This is a genomic window from uncultured Parabacteroides sp., assembly GCF_902493135.1.
In the GTDB taxonomy this organism is placed as follows: Bacteria; Bacteroidota; Bacteroidia; order Bacteroidales; family Tannerellaceae; genus Parabacteroides.
Genome location: NZ_CABUOD010000004.1, coordinates 23,389 through 47,651 on the forward strand (window position 1 = coordinate 23,389; position 24,263 = coordinate 47,651).

The following is a 24,263-nucleotide window of genomic DNA, read 5'->3' on the forward strand; positions in this document are numbered from 1 at the left end:
TTTTTTAACAAACAAGAAATTTGCCTATAGGCTGAATATTAACGACATACAGATATCCGCCGTTTTTGAAGGGGTTCTTGTATTTTTTATCATATATAAATCCGTTGGGAATAGGTTCACTTCTTCTCAAATTTGAATCATAAATCTGCATTTAACCACAAACATCTACTTATTAATACAAATAAAAATCCTTACTAAACTCCGAAAATAATTAATCTTGAGGCAACATTTTTTTGCAAACTCCATCAAATAGACTATCTTTGCTTCTGTTACCGGGGAGAAATCCGGTACGTCGTTATAGGACATTTAATTATCCACTTGTAAAACTGGAAATTTTAGAAAATCGATATTTAAATGTTCGTACTCTGCTTATGTACTTTTAGTTACGATAAGCGGGGGTACGGGCATATTATATATTCTCGGTTTTCAGGTATTCCAGTACCTACAAGTGGGGTTTGTGTATATGTTACGTACCCCTTTTTTATGCGGTTGCGGAACATATCTAATTTTAAACTTATAAAGATATGAAAAAGAAAAGCCGGGAATCCCTTCGCGACATCGCCAATCGCATTCCGAAACAAAGTTTATGTGAGATTGAAACATCCCTTCGCTCCCTCCTTGACGAATGGACCATTATTTTTTCTGATGGTTGCCTCTCGTTTCCGATGGACGAAGTCCCTGATCTTGTCATACCGCTGACTACGATCTATGGAACATTAAAGACAAGAGATGCCTTCTACATCATTTGCCATAACAGGGTCTTGCATCATTTTGACCATATACGGCACCTGCACCAGGTCACTTTCCTCGACGATACCCAAGATGATATCCTTTGAGTGTCACTCCCCCTTATCACGATCTTTTAGGGGGGTGTGTCATTAATCTGTATATTAGAGCACAGATGACACAGATGAGACTGATTCACACAGATTGATTATTGCAAATCAATAAAATAAAAATCTGCGGTTATCTGTTGAATCTGTGTCATCTGCGCTCTATTTTATATTTTGACACACCTTCCTAAATTATGGCTATTAATAAGGGAATTTTTAGCCTTAAAACGATACTTTATGAAACAGGAACCTGATAAAACGGTTGCCGACCGCTTTCAAATAATAGAAAATCCGAAAAATAATCCGCTTTTTATTCGATCATGTCATTATATCCGCTACATTTGCCGCAGAACAAACTTTAGAACGAATTCAATACAATCTGTCATCTAAGAACATCGCTAATATGAAAAAAGAACACATCCTCTACATCATTGCTATCTTTTTATTTTCCTTTAGCCTTTCCTGCAAAAAGCAGGTGCCGGCGGTACAGGAGATCAACTTCGCGCCTGAGGGAGACACGGTTTTCGCACAAGCCCAAAAAGCGATCTATTCGGATGCCCTCTTCGCACGCCGGATACTGAAAGACGCGATGCAGACGCGCCCGGTGCAGGACAGCGTAGACTGGTACATGCTCTACAACCTATATGTCAAGACCTTCCTGACGACTTCCGAGTTCGACTCGATCCTGCCGCTCTGCCGGAAAGTCGAACAGTTTTGTGCACGCCAAAAGACGCTGACTCCTTCTCATTATTACTTGTTGGCAGATGCGAGCAACAACATCGGGAACCGGTATGCAATCGCCAGCATGAACGATTCGGCCCTAAAATATTTCAAACAAATGCTCGCCTACAGCCGGCAGACGCACAACAGCGAAGTGCTGCTGACGGGCTACACGAACCTGGCAGACGTCTACGTCCGCAGCGGCCGCTACGACCAAGGGGCCTGGTACTACCGGCAGATACTCTACATCGCCGACTCGCTCGACCTGCCCGAACAGGAGCTTATCAATATCTACATGGGGCTGGGACAAACCTATTCGGAGTTGCGCGATTTCGACCTTTCGCATTATTACTTCGGCCTTGCTTACCGCCTTTTCGACCAAATGGACCTCAACCGGAAATTCGTCTATTGCACGAACCACGGGAACGTCTACTTCTTTGAAAAGAAATATCCCGAAGCCCTCGACCTCTTCAAAAAAGGATACGAACTGGTCAAGCCGTCGCCCGAATATGCCTACGCCCAGAATGTCTGCATGTTGAATATCGGCGCGATCTACCTGCTGACGGGACAACTCGATTCGGCCCAATACTACCTGGATCGCTGCTACTCCTATTTCGAAAAGACCGGCAACTCGTCGGCGCTCTACCATGCCCAGACGCAGGTACTCGAACTGGCACTCAAGAAAGGGGAGATCGCCGAAGCGACAAGGCTGCTCCACGGCATGACCGATAACATGCAAGCGGAGCCGACCCTGGTCGACATCCGGAAAAAATACCTACAGCATTATTACGAGGAGACAGGCGATTACCGCAAAGCCTACCAATATCTCAAGGAAAACATGCGAATGGACGACTCCATCCGCAACGACCGCATTCGAATGCGGGTGGCCGAAACGGACCTCCGCTATAAACAGGATACGACGTTGATGAAACAAAGGCTTTTCATTCAAAGACAACAGAGTGACATGCGGTCGCTGGAACTGAGCGTCTATATCTGGATCCTCATTTGCGTGATACTGCTGACCGCCGCGGCCTTCATCTATTTCTACCAGAAAAAACAACGGGCCCTCCTACTGGCCGAAACGCGCAACAAGATCATCAGCCTCCGGATGGAAAACATCCGCAACCGCGTGTCGCCCCATTTCATCTTCAACACGCTCAACCGGGTGATCAGCCATTACAACCAGAGCGACAGCAGTTACAAAGAGCTGTACAACCTGATCAAAATCATGCGCCTCAACCTGCGCCTGACGGAAAAACTGTGCATCACGCTTGCCGAGGAGATCGATTTCGTCCGTACCTACCTCGCCCTCGAACAGGAAGGTTTCGGCCCGTCTCTTCAAACCGAGATACGGATCGACCCGCAAATCGACATCGACCGGTTCGAACTTCCCTCCATGATGATCCAGATTCCGGTCGAAAACGCCATCAAGCATGGCCTCCGGGAGAAAGAAGGTGAAAAATGGCTGTCCGTCACCGTCTGCCGGCAAAACGGTTCTATCATAATCGGCATAGAAGACAATGGCGCCGGCTTCCGCCTGCAAACCGGCCGGCCGGACATGCAAAGCACGGGAACGGGGTTGAAGGTGCTGAACCAGACCATTGAACTGCTGAATGCCGGAAACCCTGTCCCCATCACGATCCGGATCAGTAAAAGCAGCCGGGGGACAGATGAAAACCCGGGGTGCCTCGTGCAATTCACCCTGCCGGAGGACTACTCGTACGCCCTGCCGGAAGGAAAGTAATCCGTTTAGCCCCTTTTTGCAACCGGATAACCGGTCAAAAAGAGAGAATATCCACAATTTCGCATAGAAAGAGCCGGAGCACTTTGATGACAACTATTAAATTTGTAAAAAAAGAGAGGACACATGAAAAATAACTACAAGATAGTAATCATCGATGACGACGAACTGGCCGTAGACAACCTGACCTTCGAATTGAAGTCCTACCAGCAATTTAATGTGGAAGGAATCGCCAAAAACGGGGCAATGGGGAAAAAGATGATTTTCAAAACGATGCCGGATCTGGTATTCCTCGATGTCGAGCTGCCCGACATGCAGGGTCCCGAACTGCTGAACCTGATCCGCAACGAGATCACCTGGAACATGCAAGTCGTCTTTTACACGGCTTATAATAAATATATGCTCGACGCGATCCGCGAATCGGCTTTCGACTACCTTTTAAAGCCGATCGACAAAAGCGAATTGTCCAATATGATGAAACGTTTCATCGAGAAGGTGGAGGAACAACAGTTGCAGACGGTCCCTTTCCATATCCTGCTGAGGAGCCTCTCCCCGTTGGAGCAGACGATCATCATCCCGTCGCCGACAAACGACCTGCAGTTTCTCAGGCCCGAAAACGTGGGTTTCTTCAAATATAATTCGGACAGGAAGCAATGGGAGGCGTACCTGAACAATGCGGCCGCTCCCATCTCCATCCGTAAAAACATAGCGGCGGATCAGATACTGGCAAGTTCTCCCTCGTTCATACAGATTCATCAATCCTATATCATCAACATCAATTACCTGATCATGATCAAGGATAAGAAATGCGTGTTCTATCCGCCGTTCGACAATGTCCGCGACCTGCAGATCTCCAAACTGTATCTGAAGAAGCTGCAGGAGAAGTTTCTGATGCTGTAGGAAAACGTCAATCTTCTTTGGGAGTGAACAAAACCGCCCGCTGGTAGAGAGACTTCACGTTTTTCTTTTTGCCGAGAATCGGTTGAAAGGTCGTGTATTTCGATCCTTTCGCCAGTTGGATAACCGTTATCGGAATAAGCCTGCGCCCTTTTTTCACGAAGATCGTGCCGTCACGGTCTTCTTTCATTTTATTGGACAGGCATTTCAGGGACAAAGAGGCGTTTCCTTCGCGGGTTGCCGTGCACCAGTTCGGATAGGAGTAAATTTCCCAAGGCGTCTCATTTTGGCTGACCGTATATTCGACGGGCAAGTCCACCGTTCCGCCTTTCGGAATAAAGACGAGCGTATCGTTTTCATTCGGAGTGAAAATCTTGAAATTATCCATTTCTTGCATCAAATGGATTTCGGCATGACGCGAACCGGCACTGATACGGATCGTCCCTGTACGCCTTGCCGCCCCTTCGTTGATGGAAGGTTCGATGTACAGGTGCAGGCTGTCTTTACGCCAAGAACACCAGGGGGCATCGTTGCTTTCAATCGCCCAGTCGCAGTTCGAAGTTATTTCGATCGCTTTCTCCGTATCGTCGGCCCGGAAAAAGAGATCGGATTCACTCAGCGTCAATTTCTCCTCCGCTCCTTCCTGCACGATTTTGACGAGTTGTTTCCTGCCCGCCCATTTCAAGGTGATGGTTTGTGAGCGGCGCACAGTCGTCCGATTCGGATTGACGACGACTTTCAGTCCTTCTTTCTCCTTAGCGGCCGTACACCAGTCATGGACATCGGAGAAGCTCCAGCTTCGTTTCGTTTTCACCGGGATGGTTTGTTCGCCTCCCGTTGCGGGGAACTCGTAGCTCTCTTCGGCAGTCGCTTTGGCGGTCTGTTGCGTGAAATAGTTCAAGACCTGGTTGCAGGCGGCGATCTGTTCGTCGCAATTCTGCACGCCTTGCTGGTCGCGGTTCACCTTGTAGCATCTCTTTGCCGATTCGAATTTGCGGGCTGCCTCTTTGACGGATGCCTCCGTCCGCTTCTTCAACAGGGCCAAACCGCTCTCGTACGTCCCGTTGCAATCCTGCGAAAAGGCGGATGCGGCAAAAAGGAACAGGGACAAAAGGCCGAACATGCCTTTCACATATAATTTGCTTATCGTTGTTTTCATCTTTTTCAATTATTAGTTTGACTGGCGATAGAGTCCTGAACGGCTTCCCTGCGGGCACGGAAATCTTTCAGGATGGCCGATTCCGGTTTAACGCCGGACGCCCGTTGGTAAAAGATTTCCGCCATATCGAAATCCTGGGTTTGTTCCGCCTCTGCCGCCATAGATACGAATAAATCATAAATCTCTTCAATTTTCTTCTGCACACTGTCTTTCCGGGCCGAAACGCCTGCCACACCGGGAAACTCGGTCCGGTATTCATCCTCCAGCCTCAAGGCAGCGTCATAACGCCCGATCGCCCCCAGGTAGAACAGCTCGTAATCTCCTCCCTGGCTTTTATTGCCAAGGTCGGTCAGGCTGTCACCGGCATGGACGTACTGGAGGTATTCGTTATAGCGGGCTTCGATTTCCATTGCTTTCGCCTCTGCCTCCTCTTCTTTTTGTTTCTGTTCCAAGCTACGAAAAACAAAAAACAAGATTCCGGCAAGGGCGATCACAGGGAGGCCCCACTTCAGGATGCGGGGGAGCAAACCATTCAGAAGAGCTTTGTTTGCTATATTATCTGATTCAGGGTCATGTGTTTCTATCTTTTCTATCTCCGGCTCTTCACGATAATTACGGTTCGCCTCCCAAACTAACTCTTCCGAAGATTCGGATTCTTCCGCATCTTCCGTCTCCTTCGTCTCTTCCGGCCTTTTCTTCTCTCCCGGCACCTGGGGGTCCTCCGGCATCGGTTCCCGGCTTTCGGGGATTACCTTCTCTACGGCTACTTCCAAAGGAGTTTCCGGAACTTTTTCTTCTTTTTGGGGAGAAGACTTTTCAGCCTGCTTGCCGGGCAGAACCGGGACTTCACCGTTCAGGTATTGCTCGCTATAAACCCGTATTTCCGTTGCGGAAGGGCGTTCCCATGTGTCCTTTCGCAGACACAAATCGATTATGGCCTTCAATTCGCCGGACCACTCCCCTTCCAGCACCGGAATCTCGGCGCCATGCTGCAACAACAATCCGCCATGTTCGCCGAAAGGGACCATGCCCGTAAGCAGTTCGTAGAGCGTCGCCCCCAGAGAAAACACATCGCTTGCTTTGATCGGCAAAGGATATTTGCTGAACCGCTCCGGTCCCATATAAGCCAACGTCCCGACGGAGCCTTCCGTCTTCATGATACTCTTCCGCAACGTATTCCGCGCCTTTATGCTGATACCGAAATCGGTCAACAGATAACGTCCCGACGTGTCGATCAGGATATTGTCCGGCTTAATGTCCTGGTGGATGACCGGCGGTTCCTGTCCATGCAAATATTCCAGGCCGCTCGCAATGTCCCGCAGAAAAGACCACGCCTCCCTTTCGCTCATCTGTCCGATCAGCCTGGCTGCCGAACCTTGCCGGCAATAAGGCAAAACCAGATAAGGCATCCGCTCGAACGTGTCGTAATAAGTCGGCTTAAGCAAATTGCTATGGTTCAAATTGAAAACAAGGGAGAACTCGGTCGAGAAGAGTTGTACGCCGTGTTCATCCATACCGCCTCCCGGAGCATAGACTTTTAATGCGACTTTCAGGGAAGTCAGGGTATCGTCGGCCAACCACACTTCTGAAAAGCCGCCCCGTCCCAAGAGCCGTTCCAATCTATACCGGTTTGCAAATAGTATATTTTCTTCTAACTGCATAGTTTATTTTACTGTTTGTTCATACCATTGAATAATCTTGTTTTTCCAGGGATGCCCGTTCCTTTCTGCCCAAAACAGCCAGGCCAGGCACGCCAAAAGAAGGATGAACAAGATGCCGGTCGTCCAGTATGCGACTTTCCGGACCGGCCTTTTACGGTCTTTCTCCGTAAAGGTCGAGATGGTTTGCTGCATTTCCGGTATCGGCTCCTTGTTCTCTTCCGGGACCACCTGACAAAGGACGACCGTGACGTTGTCATGGCCTCCCAAGTCCAATGCGCCTTGAATCAACGCTTTCGCACACGCATCGATATCGTCCGAAGTTCCTTGCATGACAGACTCGATCTCCTCGTCCCGAAGCATCGAATTGAGCCCGTCCGAACAAAGCAAAAGCACCTCTCCCTCCAGCAAAGGCAAACGGATAAAATCGGGATTCGCCGCTTTCTGGGGGTTCCCCAAGCTACGGGTGATGATGTTGCTGTCGGGATGGTCGAAGGCGTATTCCGGAAGAAGACGGCCGCTGTCGACCAATTCCTGCACATAGGAATGGTCTTTTGTCACCTGCGTAAGCCCGGATACGGGATTGAACAGATACCCCCGGCTATCGCCACACCAGACGATGTTGGCATAACCGTCGAACAACCAGGCCGCTACAAGGGTAGTGCCCATCGACTTGACTCCTTTTTCCTCCTTGCTCCTTCTTTTTATGGCATTGTCGGCCGCTACCACCGCCTCGTGCATATATTTATGGATGGTCGAATCGTCTTTCACGATCTCGTCCGTTATCTTATCTGCCGAAAAGAATTCTTTCATCGTATCGACGGCTATCCGGGAGGCTATTTCGCCGGCATCCAATCCTCCCATGCCGTCTGCGACGACGAGCATCGCCCCTTTATCGCCTAACGTAAAAAGGGTATGGCAATCGCGGGGAAGCAACCACTCCCCCGCAGCAAGATCCGCACTCACGACAAAATTATCCTCGTTATTCGTACGGACACATCCCACATTCGTTTGTGCTCCGAGCTTGAACTTAAAAGGATTATTATTCGTTTCTCCCATATATTCTTTCATTTTTCATTACCGGACAGCTGCTATCGGCACGACCACTCCCCGCAATCCTTCGGCCATAGAAGAAATCAGACCGATCACTTCATACTCTCCGGTTTCCGAAACGGCGAAAACAGGTGCACCCGAACCGCCTATTTCAAAACTTGTATTCGTTGTCATGATATCGCCACGATCCAATCCGCTGTTAGCCGTTACGCCACTGCCGTAAACCGGTCCCGAAGCCGAGTTGATGCCGACTTCCGCCGGGAATCCTAAAATGGTCAAAGGAATGCCCCGGCCCAGCGAGGTCGATTTCGAGGGATCGAATTTCAGACCGCCTTTCTTGGCTGTCTGGAAATAAGCCCAGTCTTTTCCACCGTTCGACGGGGCTATACGCAAACGGGCTCCCTTGACAAGGCCTCCTAACGGCCCCCGGAGAACCGTATAGGTATCGGCGCTGCGGTCACAAGTGAACTGGTCGCTCGTAAAAGTCAACGCATCACCGGTGGAAGAATAGGCTGTAAAATAAGCCACCACCTTTTCCAGATTACAGACGGCCTTGTTCAACGGGCGCATGTCTTCGTCCATCAGGTTGCCGTTTACCTGGAAATACCATCTTTCAATGATGCGGCGGGACGTGACAAAGCGTCCGTCACTCAACAGGAATCCGGTTCCCGCCCAGCGATGTATGATATCGATTACTTCCGTCTTGCCTTTTTTATTCGTATGTTCTACCTTGTCGAGTTGGATATAATAGATGTAGGGGAAACAACTCTCGTATGAAGTCATACCGCTTGCAGCCGGAGCCACGGAAGCAGAAGCGGGAGAAGCGACCGGTTCACTGGCGACAGCCGATTGTTTGGCTGATTCGTTTTCCGCTTTTTCTTCACGGGCTGTTTTCAAGTCGCTTTTCAGGCCCACCAATTCGCTACGAAGCTGGTTTATGCCCTGCGAAGTGCTGGCTTGACTGGCCTGGCTGGCCTGTATCGCCGCCTGAGCGGCAGTCTGGGCTTGGTTGGAAACGGCTGCGAGTTGTTTTTGCGCCTCCACTCCGGCACTATCCTGGCGAGCGCTTACAGACGCGATACTTCCCGCCAACATTTCATTCGCTTTCTGGTTTTGCTGCTGGTTCAGGATACTCCAACCGATAAAGCCTCCGATCACCAGCAGGAAAACGACAGACATCCAAACCATCATCTGCTTATAAGGTTTCAATGCCTGTTGGCGGAAGAGGCTGAACCGTTCCGTAAAGTTTATATTCTTGATCATGCTTCTGTCGCCCTGGGGTACGATAAATCCCATGCGGGGTCCATTGGAAGAGAGCTGTATCTCGTCTCCGTTCTGCAGATACCATTCATCCGTGACCGGACGGCCGTTCAAAAGCGTGGTATTGACTTTAGACAAATGAACCAGTTTCCAGCCTGCTCCATCGCGGACGATAGCCGCATGACGACGGCTCACCGAGGTAAACGAATCGTCGAAACGAACCTGGCAACGCGGATCACGCCCCATCTCTATCTGATCGACAATGATCTTTTGTGTTTCACCGGCACGGTGATATTTAGAAGACATGCGATGCTCCAATACGTAATATTGCTTATGCGCACCTCCCATCAGTGCACCCATTCCTGCGCCAACCGATCCGGAAAAGGACCGTCTGTATGGCTCTGTTTGTCTTTGTACCATAAGTCTATACTTTTTTCATTAATAAATTAGAATTAATAATCTTCAATCCGAAAGGTGACATCACCGATCGTTATGATATCTCCGGGGTGAAGTTCGCTTCCTTCCGACGTTACCGGAGTAGAGTTTATATAGGTTCCATTCACCGACTCTTTCCAATAGCCCGTTCGTCCCTTTTCGGCGATCCATTGCCCGTCACGGATAAACCAGCGTCCTGTATTGCCGTCCGTTTCGATCGTACAATGCCGGCGCGAAATGTAAGGACTTTCGTTCTCCGGGATGCATACGACATTCGACTCCTCCCTTCCTATCGTGACCAGCCTTTTCCGATTCCTGAACAAACGGCTCAAATCGTAGACCTTACCATGTTCCGATCCTTGCATGACGCGCATGGACAATCCTTTCTTCCCGGCTCCCGGTTTCCGTTCGACCGGCAGCGGGATATGTGACACGAATTGTCCCCGAGGCAACCGCTCAAGCACGGCGGCAGCCGATTGCAAACGTTGTTTGAAATCCGGGACCAGGCAACCTTCGATCACCCTCTGCCAGACCACGCCATTTTCGATCTGTTCCAGTAACCGCTTGTCCCAGTTGCCGTTTTTCCCGTTCCGCTGATAGACGACCAAATCGTTATGATCGTTCAGTTCGCCGAAAGGCAGTTTACCGGTCAGCAATTGGTACATCATCACGCCGAAAGAAAAAACATCGGTTGTCGGGAGCACCGTTGCGTCTCCCCGCAAGCGGTTGACCTGCTCCGGAGGCATATAAGCATAGGTGCCGAAAATTTGTTGGGGACGCCCCAATATATTCCGTTCCGTCATTCGCTTGTTCCGGTCGCCACTGATCCCGAAATCGGTTAAGACGGCTGTTCCATCCTCTTTGATCAATACGTTTTCCGGCTTCAGGTCCCGATGCACCTTCCCGCTTTTGTGCAAATCGTTTAACCCGCAAAGGATCTCCCGCCCGATCTTGACCAGGTCGACGGGGGAACGGTCCATGTACTGGGTAAGATTCCCTTTCGGGCAATAGTCCATGACGATAAAAGGATTGCCGCACTCCAGCCCATGAGCCACGGAATGAACCAGGAACCGGCTTTTTATCAATCCGGTTTCAAATTCCATGACAAAGCGATCCATCAAAGGTTTACGAAGTTCGGGGACTATTTCCCATAGTTTCAGCAGCTTCAAAGCATACACCTGCGAACCGGGTCCCGTCACCTTGAACACTTTCCCGAAAGAACCTTCCCCCAGAACAAGGTCCACCCGATAGATCCCGCCGATATATTGGCCAACCGTAAAATCACATCTGTTAACGACAACTCCGGACATGGCTATTCATTTGAGGTTATTCGTCAAACTCAAATCTCCTATTGCCCAACACGATAATATCTCCGGGCTTCAGCTCTATTTTTTCGGTTGTATATACGAATGTTGTTTTTTGTTCGCTCCTGTCCTGAAGGTACCACTTCTTATTCTCATAGGTCAGGATTGCCTGTTCTTTGGAAGTTATCGTCATATTGCCTTCATCCGTATTTTCACGGTTAAGGATGATTTCTTCACCGGAGAATACAAGCGGAGAGGAAACAACTTCCTCATTCGCGTTAGGTATCATGGAAAGACGGCATGTGCACGCCGGGGCCTGCATTTCCCACGGCGTGATCGTTTTCCTCCCGTAACCGGAGCGGGGTGGCCTTACCGGTTCTTTCTTCTGTAGCTCATACCCGCAATGCGAACAATAGAATGCATCTTTTCGATTTTCATGATTACACTTGGGACAAATCAAAGGATCGGATGCTGCTCCTGCCGGAGACCGGCGGGAATAACTACAATTCGGGCATTCCGACATATCCGGCAAAAGAGGATAACCGCATTGCGGACAATTTTCGCTTTCCCCTTGCTCGCAGACTGTAGGCCTACCGACATTTACCCCTATATTTTCATTCACTGTACGCCGAGCATAAACATCCGTTACAGCATGTTCACGCATGGCATAATTTGATAACGGAGAATTACACTTCTCACAATTTGACCTGTCGCCGGAATTCTCCCAACCGCAATTAGTACACCTCATAATTCGCCTTTTTTGTATATACAAAAAAACAAATTCAAGGCATTACGCAAAAACAGCAACAACCACGAACAGGACTATCCGGTCATTCCGCAAGCCTATCAGGTCAAAACAAACTACTATCCCGCCAAAACAAAGTCAGATTTTCTTGTTCTGCCAAGACGCTTTCCTCAAATAGATAACACTTGCGACCAATAAACCGGTGTAATACACCACCTCGGTCATGAAACAGATCGCAACCGGCATGTGCAGGCGCATACCGACCACATATATAAATAAGGTATAGAAAACGAGGGTGACCAACTCCATCACAAAAGCCGAACGGGTATTTCCCGTGCCCGTCACCCCGTTGAACACGATATTGGCAACCGCTCCGATCAGCAGGGCGCCCGAAATCACATAAAGGGAAGGGATCGAGGCTTGTATCAAAGTCACGTCATTGGTATAAACCGACAATATCGCAGAAGGAATCAGACAAGTGACAGACACAAAAACAGCCATGATCCCCAACGATATCCACGTGATATGACGGATGATCGGAATGACCTGGTCCTTATGCCCCGCCCCGATGCTGTTGCTGACAAACGTGTTCGTTGCCGTCGATAAAGAGTTGACGGGAATCAATAGAACGATGTAAACGCTCCGGACGATATTCGCAACCGCCAGTTCCCGCTGCCCTAAATGCTCCACGGCGACAAACAACATAAAGTAAGTGCTGAGCGAAATAAAATATTGCAACATCGTAAATATAGAGATGCCCAACACGCGCCTCAACAGTTTGACGTCGAACGACCGGAACTGGTTCAGCGCGTACTTCTTGATATCTACCGTCATCCGGGTATAAAGCATATAAAACACGATAGACACCGCCTCCGCCATCACCGAAGCGATAGCCGCCCCTTTTATTCCCAATTCCGGGAAACCGCAATTGCCGAAGATCAGCAGGTAGTCCAGCAACACATTCGTCAATGCCATCACAATCGCATTCAGCGTCAGCACCTTCGTCCGCGTAATGCCGATAAACAGAGCACGGAACATCACATTCACGAAAGAGAAAAAGAATCCGAACACACGCCAGTCCAAGAACTCCTCCGTGGCGTTCAGAATCGTATCGGAAGAAATCAGCACCCGCATAATGTCTCCGGCAAACAAGCGGGAGAAAGTGAACATGACGGCAGCCAGCATAAGCAGGAAGAAGACGCCCTGTATCATCACCGGCCCGACCTCCTTATAATTCCGCTCCCCGTTACGGCGGGCCATGATGATCTGCGATCCGGTGCTAAAACCGAAAGCGATCGTAAAGGCACAGATGTAATACAAGCCGCCCATTGCCGAAGCTCCCAGCTCAACCTCGCCGACCCGGCCCAAAAACGCGGTGTCCGTCACATTAATGACATTCTGTGCCAGAAGGCTCAGAAAAATAGGATAACTGACATTCCAAATTTGCTTGTTTGTGTACATATACTATTATTTACGAAGGAAATCCATACTCATAAAAAAAGCCCGCCACATCAGGCGAGCTTCTTCTTTATATGCTATTGCATTTATTTCAGCTACCGATGCTTCATATCAGTTTATTGGTTGCCGTATCAGGAAACACGACCGACGGCTTAAATGTTTTCGCTTCCTCAAAATCCATCAAGGCATACGACATAATAATGATGATATCGCCAGGTTGCGCCTTGCGGGCAGCCGCCCCGTTCAGGCAAACCACTCCCGATCCACGTTCGCCTTTAATGATATACGTCTCAAAACGTTCGCCGTTATTATTATTCACAATAGCGACCTTTTCGTTGGCAATCAGATTGGCGGCGTCCAGCAAATCCTCGTCGACAGTGATGCTCCCGATATAATTCAGGTTGGCCTCCGTTACCGTCACCCGGTGAATCTTTGATTTAACTACTTCTATTAGCATACGATATGAATTAGATATTTAAATTTCTTTTGTTTCAATATAATGAAACCATAGTTTCATGCCTATGGAAATTATGTTTCATGCCTATGGAACAAAACAAATCATCTATCCTTTACTTATACTTGATATTATCTATCAGACGAACCTCCCCGCAATAGACGGTAATACATCCAACCGGATAAGTCGTATCGGACCAGTTCTTGATGGATTCCATCGTATTTCCATCCACGATCTCATAGTATTCCACACGCATGACAGGATCGGCGTTTATCGTATTGATTACATAGTCAATCACCTCCTGCACACTTTTTCCGGGCGCAAAGTTAGTACTTTCTTTTAACGTACGAGCTATTAACGGAGCTTTTTGACGTTGCTCGGGCGTCAGACGCACATTACGGCTGCTCAATGCCAGACCGTCCGCCTCGCGCAAAATCGGGCAGGCATTGATCTTCACCGGTATGTTTAGCTGTTCAACCATAGCCCGGATCACAGCTATCTGCTGGAAATCTTTTTCACCGAAATAGGCGTTATCCGGTTCGACCACATAAAAAAGCTTACTCACGATCTGAGCGACCCCGTTGAAATGTCCGGGACGGCGTGCCCCCTCCATTACCGCCGAAACAGTGCCGAAATCGAATGTGCGGGTATCAGGCTCCGGATACATTTCTTCTGCCGACGGAGCGAATACATAATCACAACCGGCCGGCTCCAACAAAGCGCAATCTTTATCCAACGTACGAGGATACGTTTCAAGGTCGTGCTTGTCGTTAAACTGGGTCGGGTTGACAAAAACACTGACTACACACACGTCGTTTTCTTCCACACAACGCTTAACCAGGCTCAAGTGCCCATTGTGCAATGCGCCCATCGTGGGAACAAAGCCAATCTGTTTGTTATTACGCTTTTCTTCAGCGAGATAACTCTTCAATTCCTTAATACTGTTTACTATTTTCATCCTTTAGATGCTTATTGACGGTGCAAAGCAAATAAATAATTGCGGTAAATGAAAGAAATTTTGTATCTTTGTAGCGTCTTTATAAAACTAGTTTACAGAATGGATGCAAAAAAAATCTTGTTTATAGCTCAAGAAATAACACCCTACCTTCCCGAATCAGAGATTGCAACGATATGCAGAAACCTGCCGCAAGGCATACAGGAGCGCGGTCGTGAAATTAGGACTTTCATGCCCAAGTTCGGTAGCATTAACGAGCGCCGTAATCAATTGCACGAAGTAATCCGGCTTTCGGGTATGAATCTCATCATTGATGATACCGATCACCCGCTGATCATTAAGGTAGCATCCATTCAGGCAGCCCGCATGCAGGTGTACTTCATTGACAATGAAGATTTCTTCCAAAGAAAGCATACTATTAGCGATGATGATGGAAACGAATACGAGGATAACGACGACCGTTCGATCTTCTACGTTCGTGGTGTATTGGAAACAGTGAAAAAGCTCCGTTGGATACCGGACGTCATTCACTGTCATGGATGGATGTCAGCGCTGACCGCCCTGTACATCAAACGTATGTATGCCGACGATCCTTGCCTCAAAGATGCAAAGATCGTTTACTCTATTTATGACGATGACTTCAAAACACCGTTCAGGAAAGAATTTGCAAGTAAGTTAAAGATGGACGGAGCCAAGGACAGCGACTTGAAAGGTCTCAAAGCCGATACAAGTTTCACCGGACTGACCAAACTCGCCATCGATTTCGCAGACGGTGTGATACAGGGCAGCGAAACGATCAATCAGGATGTGCTGGATTATATTGCCACTAAAAAGCACACTCCGTTCCTGCCTTACCAGTCGCCGGACGTTTATATGGATAAATTCAACGAATTCTACGATGTCGTATTAGGCACAAAATAAATTTAGAGAAATGAAAATCAAGCTTTTTATACTTGGCCTGAGTCTCGGAATCTCGATTCTGAGCGGGTGTAATGATGATTTGACGCAGGTAGGAACAGGTATTCAACCGGAGAATGACAGGCCGTTGGTATATGCGGACACATTCTACATGAAAGCAAAAACAGTACAGACGGATTCCGTCTATGCCCGGACAATTTACGGTTCATTAGGGGAAATATACGATCCTCTATATGGAAACCTGAAGTCAGATTTTATGTGCCAGTTCTACTGCCCGGATAATTACCGGTTCAGAAATACGCCCTACAACGGCGTAATAGATTCGGTCGAATTTAAAATATATTACAGCCGAAGCTGGACAGGTGATTCGTTAACTCCGATGCGTGTACAACTATACGAAATAACGACTCCGCTAACGAGGGATTTTTATACGAACATCGATCCGGAACAATACTGCAATATGCAGAAATCATTAGGTATGCAGACGTATACGGCACGTAATTTAAGTGTTTCGGATTCTCTCTGGAATGCGACAACAACAAGCAATGGCCGAACTGTATATTCATACGATCCTAATATCACAATTCGTATGCCTAAAGAATTAGGGCAACGTTTCTATGACGCGACAATCGAAACTCCGGAAGTTTTTAACGACCAGAATACGTTCAATCAGTTCTTTCCCGGAATTTATGTCACAAATACATACGGTACAGGAAACATCCTGAATATCGAAGGCACCCGAATGAACATTTACTATAAGTACACGGTAAAAGGCTCCGCCGATCAGGATTCAATCGTACAGACTCTGGAGACTTTCAGTGCGACATCCGAAGTCATCCAGTTGAACAGATTCAAGAATACAGACATCAGCCATCTGCTGGAACCCAATGACAGCATCGCTTATCTGAAAAGTCCGGCAGGCGTATACACTCAGTTGACAATTCCGGCACAAGACATTGCCCCGATCATCAAAGGACGTATTGTCAGCAACATGGATCTTTCTTTAAAAGCCCTTCCGCAAGAAGACTGGAAATTTGCATTCGAAGCTCCGGACAACGTTCTGATACTTCCGAAAGATTCAATGGATACGTTCTTTAAAAACAATAGTGTGGAAAACAACATCACTTCCTTCCGAGGAGAATATGTGGCTTCTACCCGAACCTACTCGTTCGGAAACATAGCCAAGCTGCTTAAAACCCACATAGAGAACTCTCCGGATGAAGATCTGGTTATCAACGTCATTCCCGTACAACGCAGAATAGGAACGACAACCAACTATTACGGACAGACAAGCGATTATACGGTCGCCATCGAGAACTATTTGAAACCTTCCGGCGTGAAATTGCGCATCGACAAAGACGCGATGGAAATGCGTATCGTAACAATCGAATATAAATAAACAGACTGATTATTATATTCTCTGATACAAAAAACCGGGACTTCCTTTTGGGGAGCCCCGGTTTTCATTTATCACTTTACCTCTCTATTCGGCAGCCGCTTTCTTCGCTGCTTTTTTCTTATACTTGTCAAGTTCTTTCTGTAACTGTTCAATCTCTTCCCCCTGGTTCTTAATCGTCGTAAGAAGAGAATTCAATTCTTCGTTCTCTATCTCGACAGGATACAAGGCATCTACACGGCTGATAAAATCACCTAATATATTCATATAATTGGTAAATGCATCATACGGAGAATCATAAATGCCACGATTGAGCCAGATCCCGGTTTTCTTGGTCGTCATAAAACGGAAGTTATTGCTTGCCTGCAAATAATCCCAGTCCTGCTTGATACGGCGATCATCACACAAATGAACGCGGCCGGCCACACTATACAATTTATTAAACGCTTCGCGCTGCATCACGTTACCCAGCCAACAACTTGTATCTCTTTCCTCATCTACCCATGACATCGGATAAGGGACATCGACCTGATCGACCGACTTGAACTTTGTCACGATTTCAGACGGAGTCGAGAATGATATACCTTTTTCTTTCGCACAAGCCGGCAAAGCCTTGATAAATTGCAGGATATTCGAAGACAACGGTTGCGCAATGCCCAAAGCGGAAAGCTCCATAAAAATATTGATAACCTGTTCTTCTTCCGGCAAGCCCGCAATCCAACCGATATATTTATCAGCAAATAACGGATACTCACTCCAATCCGAATTTGAGAAACGCAGGCTAATGTCGTCCGACAATTTGAAATCACGGAGCAAAATCTTCAAATTAGGATTATAGGCACAATGATACACATAATGCGGACTCTTCCATCCCAGCACATGCTTGGCACCTTCGGTCAAAATCCCTTTAAATCCCATACTTGCAACAACCGATCCGATCTCATTTGAATAAATCAGACTGGAATTACGGAAAACCTTGGGAGTTTTCCCAAAAACCTGTTTGATCTTTGCACTCATCCTGGCAACCTCTTCACGGAAACATTCTTCATTAGCCAAAGAGGAAAGCCCATGAGAATAAGGTTCGCACAAAAATTCACAACAGCCGGTGTCATTCAATTGATGCAACAAGTCAATCACGGCAGGAGAATAGATCTCCAGCTGTTCCAAAGCCACGCCCGAAATAGAAAAAGCGACTTTAAAAGCTCCCCCATTGCTCTTTGCCATTTCAAGCAAAGCAGTCAATGCCGGAATATAAGAACGCTCCGCAATCTCCGTGATACTGCGTTCATTTTCATAATCATCATAATAGTAATGATCCGTACCGATATCGAAGCAACGATAGCGTTTCAAATGTATAATTTGATGTATTTCAAAATAAAGACAGATTGTTTTCATATCTAATTGTGTTTTATTATTTACCGTAATTCTTTAAGACATTCTCATAAAGAGCGCGAATCCGCAAGCCGACTTTTTCCCATGTGATGCCATCGACCTCTTTCTTCCCTTCCACCTGAAGATATTCGAACAAAGACGGATTCGTACAGATCGAATAGATAGCGTCTGCCATTGCATAAATATCCCAATAATCCGTCTTAATCACCTTGTCGAGAATTTCTCCGCAACCGGACTGTTTGGAAATAATGGAAGGCGTTCCGCACTGCATGGCTTCCAACGGGGCAATCCCGAACGGTTCGGAAACAGAAGGCATCACAAAGACGTCACTGTTCTTATAGGCTTCATATACCTGCCTTCCACGTTGAAATCCGGGGAAATGGAAACGATCGGCAATTCCACGCTCGGCAGCCAGATTGATCATGGCATCCAGCATATCGCCCGAACCTGCCATAACAAACCGGATATTACGCGTACGTTTCAAAACAAGCGCCGCTGCCTCGACAAAATATTCCGGTCCTTTTTGCATCGTGATACGTCCCAGGAAAGTCACGACCTTCTCCTTTTTATGCTCCGGACGAGGAATGTCCAAAAGTTCTTGCGACAACGGATAAACCGCATTATGCATGGCAAAGCATTTCCGCGGGTCCTGATGATACTCCCGGATAACCGTCTGCCGCGTCAATTCAGATACGCACATAATACAATCCGCATAATCCATACCGTTCTTTTCCATTGCATACACGGTCGGGTTGACCTTTCCGCGTGAACGGTCGAAATCGGTTGCATGGACATGGATACAAAGAGGCTTTCCACTCACCATCTTTGCATGCACGCCGGCCGGATATGTCAGCCAATCGTGGGCATGAATAATATCGAACTGCTGCTGACGAGCAATAACTCCCGCAATAATCGAAAAATTATTGATCTCGTCATGCAGGTTAGCAGGATACCCTCCGGCAAACTCCATACAGCCCAAATCATTTACATTCAGATAAGAGAAATCGGCATAGATATGGTCACGGAAAGCATAATATTGTTCCGGCGTCATATAATTGGGAAGCCTGGACTTCAAATAATCATAATTAACATCCCTCCATACGACAGGTACTTGGTTCATACCTATAATATTCAGGAAACCTTCTTCTTCACCGGTCGGCTTCGGCAAGCAAAAAGTTGTCTCCACATCATTCTGCAGACTCAAACCTTTAGTAATACCATAGGATGCCACCGCAAGACCACCGTATATTTTGGGAGGAAATTCCCATCCAAACATTAATACTTTCATACAGGCTCCTCCTTTTAATAGTTATATTTGCTTAATAAGTATAATATTCTCAATATTTCTGCAACATTCATTGCAAATGAAACGGCTCCACGCCCCCTGAACGGAGGATTACCATCAAACAGTTCTGGAATGGATCCAATACAATGAGACGACATTTCATCTTCGTACCCGATCAGATAACGTTCGATAAACCCTATGCCGCTCATCTTATAGATACGAAGATACGCCTCAAAATAGAAACCTGCCAGCCAAGGCCAGACCGTTCCCTGATGATAAGCATAATCACGCTGGATCTGAGGACCTACATAATTAGGATTATAGCCACCGCTTTTCGGACTCAAAGAACGGAGTCCCTTAGGAGTAAGCAACTCTTTCGTCACAATATCGAGCACACCTTTTTTCTGGCTGGAATTTAAAGGCGAATAATCAAATGCCACAGCAAATATCATATTCGGACGTACGCTCCACTCCATCATGTTACCATCGACGTAATCGAGCAAATAGCCATATTCATTCAAGAAGACATTGACAAACGACTTCCCGCTTTTTTCGGCCAAGGCACCCAATGATTCAGCCAAGGCAGTATTGCCCGCCTCGCCCGACAATTCTCCGACAAACCGCAAAGCATTATACCACAATGTATTGATCTCAACAATATATCCTGTACGTGGAATAACGGGATGTCCGTTAACCGTCGAGTTCATCCATGTAACAGCCTTATTCATGCCATACGTATAAAGCAATCCGTTTTCATGCAAAACCAGATTCGGATGTTTATCCTGGCAGAGGAACGTCATGATATCTTCCAACAATAAACCATATTTTTCGCGACATGCCTCACGTGAAACCATCTTAGCATATTGTTGAATACACCAAACGGCCCAAAGCAAGATATCGGGATGCTCCATTTCATAAATTTTGATCCGGCTCGGTTCATTATGGATAAAATCATAAATCGCCTTACGGGCGGTTTCCATTACCATTTCAAACTTGGAGACCTCATCGATGGCCAAGGTCAGCCCCGGCAAGGAAATAAACAAATCACGCGCCCTACATTTGAACCACGGATAACCGGCCAAAATATAAGATTCGTTTTCCTGCTTATTCAGAAACTGGTGTGCAGCGTTGATCAGACAATGTTGAAAAGTATCGCGAGGCGTACGTTCTTCAACCTCATCTTCGAATGTCTTTTTCAACGAACGAGTTCCAATTTCGGAAACCCCGCCGGAAAAGACGATGCTTTCACCTTTCTTTATCTCGACTTCAAAATATCCGGGAACATACAGATCCTCGTTAAAATCATAGCCTCTTTCCTGCTCTTTCGGATATTCGATCCCCCGATACCAGTCCGGTTGGTAATGGAACTCATTCTTTTTGTTCAATTGCATATACAATTCGGGATAGCCCGGATACATGCAAGTTTTGATACCATTCGTCACAACCTGATATTCGCGACTGGCCTGAGCGTTCTCGTGCGTATATTCGCGGACACTGCGAAACGCCAAAAACGGACGCAAACGCAATGTTGTCGCTGAGTGAGCATCCAACAACGTATAACGAATCAGGATTCGGTTCTCATGATGGACAAACAACTTCTCTTTTTTCAGAACAACACCGCCTACACGATAAATCGTCGTAGGAACTTTCTCGCACTCGAACTCACGAATGTACTTATGACCTCTCGGACTGTAATTATCCCCCTGATACTTATGAAGCCCCAAATTAAATTCGGCTCCATGTTGTATGACGGTTTCATCCAATGACGACAACAATACATGATTCTCATCATCCAGTCCCGGAACCGGAATCACAAGTAATCCGTGATATTTTCTTGTGTTGCAATCAACGATAGTTGTACAATGATAGGCTCCCGAACGATTTGTACGAAGAATTTCTCTTGGTAGCGCTTCTTCCAGGTTCGTCATAAGAGTCTTGTCAAATTTAAGATAACTCATATTTTTATATTTGGTTTTAAGTTTATGCTTTAACGTGATAACAAATAAATTGCTTTTGTATCCTGACCAAAAGTATCACTTAAAAAATAAAAAAACAAATTTGCTTTCATATTTATTTAGAAATTTCTTTTTTTACGATTTAAAAACAGTTTGATTGATAACCGGTTACAATTATGTAGGAGTACATATATGTGTTGTCAAACACATGCCAAGCTGTTAAAAACTTCCAATTCCGGTTGTTTGGCATCGCCCCAAAATCAATGTATTTTTATTTACCGATTATTCCGTACCTTTGTTATATAATAAATCAACACTAAAGGACATGAAACAAAATAGCGAAAACCCCTTTTTCGGAATCTATCAGACTCCGTTCGGGACTCCTCCGTTCGACCGGATCAAAACAGGACATTACGAACCGGCTTTCGACGAAGGAATCCGGCAATTGGACGAAGAAGTCCGGGCCATTGCCGGCAATACGGAACTTCCTACATTCGAAAACACAATCGTAGCGCTCGAACGTAGCGGCAAGCTGCTGGACAAAGTCAGTTCGGCCTTCTTCAACGTATTGAATGCGGAAGCGGACGATGAGATGATGGACATCTCGCAACGGGTATCACCCAAACTGTCGGAAAGTTCCAACAATATCTATTTGAATGAAAAACTATTCGCACGGGTAAAAAGTGTCTACGACCGGAAAGAGCATTTACACCTCCCGACGGAAGACGCACGCCTGCTGGAAGAGACATTCGAATCTTTTTCCATACGTGGTGCCGCACTCGGCCCCGAAGATAAAGAAAAATACCGCAAACTCAGTTCCGAGTTAAGCCTGCTTTCCCTCACATTCGATCAGAACGCATTGAAAGACAAAAACCGCTACGAACTATTGCTGACAAAAGAGAGCGAACTGGAAGGACTACCGGAAAGCATACGCGAAGCGGCCGCGCTCAGGGCTAAAGAAAAAGGAAAAACCGGATGGCTGTTCAATCTCTCGGCCCCAAGCTACGTGCCCTTCATGCGTTACTCGGCTTTGCGCGAGTTACGTGAAAAGATGTACCGGGAATATATGAGCGTGGGTAACAAAGACGATGAATACGACAATAAGGAAATCATACGGAAAATCGTCAATATCCGCCTGGAAATTGCAAAACTGATGGGATATTCCAATTATGCCGACTACAAGTTGAAACATACGATGGCCAAAACTCCCGTACGCGTCTATAAACTGCTGAACGAGCTATTGGATGCCTACAAGCCGGTCGCCCGGAGTGAATACGAGGCCGTACAAGGATTCGCTTCGGGAACGGAAAAAGAAAACATAACTGTCATGCCTTGGGACTGGAGTTATTATTCCGAAAAACTGAAAGACATCCGTTTCAACGTAAACGATGAAATGACGCGTCCCTATTTCGAACTGAATCATGTAAAGAAAGGCGTGTTCGGTCTGGCTACACAATTATATGGCATCACTTTCAAAGAGAATAAAGAAATACCGGTTTACCATCCCGAAGTAGAGGCATACGAAGTTTACGATGCCGACGGCAAATTCCTTTCCATATTATATACGGACTTCCATCCGCGCGACGGGAAACAGTCGGGAGCCTGGATGAACAGCATAAAGGAACAATACCGGGATCGAGACGGAAAAGACAGCCGGCCGCAAATCATTATCGTGATGAACTTCACCCGCCCGACCGAGACGAAGCCTTCTTTATTGACTTTCGACGAGGTCAACACTTTGTTGCATGAATTCGGGCATGCCCTGCACGGAATGTTTGCCGAAGGATCATACGCGAGCCTTTCCGGTACAAATGTCTATCGCGACTTTGTGGAACTTCCTTCCCAACTGATGGAAAACTGGCTGACGGAGAAAGAGTTCCTGGATCAGATCGCCATCCACTACCAAACCGGAGAGAAAATCCCGCAAGAATTAGTACAAAAGTTAATCGACGCATCCAATTTCAACGCAGGATACGCCTGCTGCCGCCAACTGAGTTTCGGCTTCTTGGATATGGCCTGGCATACCCGGACGGAGCCATTCGACGGAGACGTAATCGCTTTCGAGAAAGAGGCCTGGAGACAGACCGTGATCGTCCCGGAAGTTACCGGAACCCTGATGAGCAGCAGTTTCGGACATATCTTCTCCGGCGGATATTCAGCCGGTTATTACGGCTACAAATGGGCGGAAGTCTTGGATGCCGATGCTTTCTCTGTCTTCAAAGAGACGGGAATCTTCAACCGCGAGACAGCCCGTTCTTTCCGTGAGAACATCCTGTCGAAAGGCGGCACCGAAGACCCGGATATCTTGTACAGGCGTTTCCGGGGAAAAGATGCCAAAATCGACGCATTGCTGGAAAGGAACGGGATAAAAACTGCCGGATCATCCGCATCCATTCAGAGCCGGATGCAAGTCTAATTTGTCTTCGCCGTTGTCGTGTATATTTTTGACAATGTCGAGAATATACACGACAACGACAAGAATATACACGACAACCTCGAAAACAAATTACATGCACATCGAGCCAAGGTTCCCTTACATGGTATTTTGTGAAACACGCTTGAACAAAAAAACTTCGAACCTATTCCATATATCCCAAATATATGTACCTTTGTCTGCTATTATATAATTAAGGTATATAAAATCA

General features: G+C 46.9%; 18 protein-coding genes. 6 read left to right on the forward strand and 12 right to left on the reverse strand.

Annotated elements, in window-relative coordinates; translation table 11 throughout:
- Positions 1-524: 524 nt before the first annotated feature.
- The 3 genes from RDN79_RS02800 to RDN79_RS02810 all read left to right on the forward strand — a co-directional run bounded on the left by RDN79_RS02800 (position 525) and on the right by RDN79_RS02810 (position 4,194).
- Positions 525-836, forward strand: coding sequence for a hypothetical protein (locus RDN79_RS02800; RefSeq protein ID WP_298551427.1), 312 nt, complete (start codon positions 525-527; stop codon positions 834-836).
- Positions 837-1,236: 400 nt separating this feature from the next.
- The gene (locus RDN79_RS02805; protein ID WP_298551429.1) at positions 1,237-3,297 is read left to right on the forward strand and encodes a histidine kinase; all 2,061 of its coding nucleotides are present in this window, start codon (positions 1,237-1,239) and stop codon (positions 3,295-3,297) included.
- Positions 3,298-3,420: 123 nt separating this feature from the next.
- Positions 3,421-4,194 carry a LytTR family DNA-binding domain-containing protein gene (locus RDN79_RS02810; RefSeq protein ID WP_298551431.1) on the forward strand — a complete coding sequence of 258 codons (774 nt, stop codon included), beginning with the start codon at positions 3,421-3,423 and terminating at the stop codon, positions 4,192-4,194.
- Between the two features lie 7 nt (positions 4,195-4,201).
- On the opposite strand, the gene RDN79_RS02815 is transcribed toward RDN79_RS02810, so the two are convergent.
- The 9 genes from RDN79_RS02815 to panC form a co-directional block, all read right to left on the reverse strand.
- Positions 4,202-5,350 (reverse strand): BACON domain-containing protein, encoded by a 1,149-nt coding sequence (locus tag RDN79_RS02815; protein WP_298551433.1) that lies wholly within the window; start codon positions 5,348-5,350, stop codon positions 4,202-4,204.
- A gap of 5 nt (positions 5,351-5,355) precedes the next feature.
- Entirely contained in the window at positions 5,356-7,011 is a 1,656-nt protein-coding gene (locus RDN79_RS02820; protein WP_298551435.1) for a serine/threonine-protein kinase, read from the reverse strand.
- Between the two features lie 3 nt (positions 7,012-7,014).
- Positions 7,015-8,067 carry a PP2C family serine/threonine-protein phosphatase gene (locus RDN79_RS02825; RefSeq protein WP_298551436.1) on the reverse strand — a complete coding sequence of 351 codons (1,053 nt, stop codon included), beginning with the start codon at positions 8,065-8,067 and terminating at the stop codon, positions 7,015-7,017.
- Positions 8,068-8,085: 18 nt separating this feature from the next.
- Positions 8,086-9,741: an FHA domain-containing protein gene (locus RDN79_RS02830; protein WP_298551438.1), complete on the reverse strand. Its 1,656-nt coding sequence runs from the start codon at positions 9,739-9,741 to the stop codon at positions 8,086-8,088.
- 32 nt (positions 9,742-9,773) lie between these two features.
- A complete protein-coding gene (locus tag RDN79_RS02835) occupies positions 9,774-11,066 on the reverse strand; it encodes an FHA domain-containing serine/threonine-protein kinase (protein WP_298551440.1) in 1,293 nt (430 codons plus the stop codon).
- A 16-nt stretch (positions 11,067-11,082) separates the two neighbouring features.
- Positions 11,083-11,808, reverse strand: a complete 726-nt coding sequence (locus tag RDN79_RS02840; RefSeq protein WP_298551442.1) for a zinc-ribbon domain-containing protein — start codon at positions 11,806-11,808, stop codon at positions 11,083-11,085.
- Between the two features lie 135 nt (positions 11,809-11,943).
- Positions 11,944-13,266, reverse strand: a complete 1,323-nt coding sequence (locus tag RDN79_RS02845) for an MATE family efflux transporter (RefSeq protein ID WP_298551444.1) — start codon at positions 13,264-13,266, stop codon at positions 11,944-11,946.
- 103 nt (positions 13,267-13,369) lie between these two features.
- On the reverse strand, positions 13,370-13,720 hold the full coding sequence (gene panD / locus RDN79_RS02850) for an aspartate 1-decarboxylase (protein WP_298551446.1): 351 nt from the start codon (positions 13,718-13,720) through the stop codon (positions 13,370-13,372).
- A 112-nt stretch (positions 13,721-13,832) separates the two neighbouring features.
- On the reverse strand, positions 13,833-14,675 hold the full coding sequence (gene panC, locus RDN79_RS02855; RefSeq protein WP_298551447.1) for a pantoate--beta-alanine ligase: 843 nt from the start codon (positions 14,673-14,675) through the stop codon (positions 13,833-13,835).
- 99 nt (positions 14,676-14,774) lie between these two features.
- Between panC and RDN79_RS02860 the strand changes: the two genes are divergently transcribed.
- Together RDN79_RS02860 and RDN79_RS02865 are read left to right on the forward strand one after the other, a co-directional pair.
- Entirely contained in the window at positions 14,775-15,593 is an 819-nt protein-coding gene (locus RDN79_RS02860) for a glycogen/starch synthase (protein ID WP_298551449.1), read from the forward strand.
- Positions 15,594-15,603: 10 nt separating this feature from the next.
- Positions 15,604-16,989 carry a DUF4270 domain-containing protein gene (locus tag RDN79_RS02865; RefSeq protein ID WP_298551451.1) on the forward strand — a complete coding sequence of 462 codons (1,386 nt, stop codon included), beginning with the start codon at positions 15,604-15,606 and terminating at the stop codon, positions 16,987-16,989.
- 84 nt (positions 16,990-17,073) lie between these two features.
- Here the strand turns inward: RDN79_RS02865 and RDN79_RS02870 are convergent, their stop codons facing one another.
- From RDN79_RS02870 to RDN79_RS02880, 3 genes are read right to left on the reverse strand one after another with little or no spacing between them, the layout of a single operon-like run.
- Positions 17,074-18,381 (reverse strand): glycoside hydrolase family 57 protein, encoded by a 1,308-nt coding sequence (locus RDN79_RS02870; protein WP_298551453.1) that lies wholly within the window; start codon positions 18,379-18,381, stop codon positions 17,074-17,076.
- Between the two features lie 16 nt (positions 18,382-18,397).
- Positions 18,398-19,666, reverse strand: coding sequence for a glycosyltransferase (locus RDN79_RS02875; protein ID WP_298551455.1), 1,269 nt, complete (start codon positions 19,664-19,666; stop codon positions 18,398-18,400).
- A gap of 14 nt (positions 19,667-19,680) precedes the next feature.
- Positions 19,681-21,621, reverse strand: coding sequence for a glycogen debranching enzyme N-terminal domain-containing protein (locus tag RDN79_RS02880; protein ID WP_298551457.1), 1,941 nt, complete (start codon positions 21,619-21,621; stop codon positions 19,681-19,683).
- Positions 21,622-21,943: 322 nt separating this feature from the next.
- Between RDN79_RS02880 and RDN79_RS02885 the strand changes: the two genes are divergently transcribed.
- On the forward strand, positions 21,944-24,034 hold the full coding sequence (locus tag RDN79_RS02885; protein ID WP_298551459.1) for a M3 family metallopeptidase: 2,091 nt from the start codon (positions 21,944-21,946) through the stop codon (positions 24,032-24,034).
- Positions 24,035-24,263 lie beyond the last annotated feature (229 nt).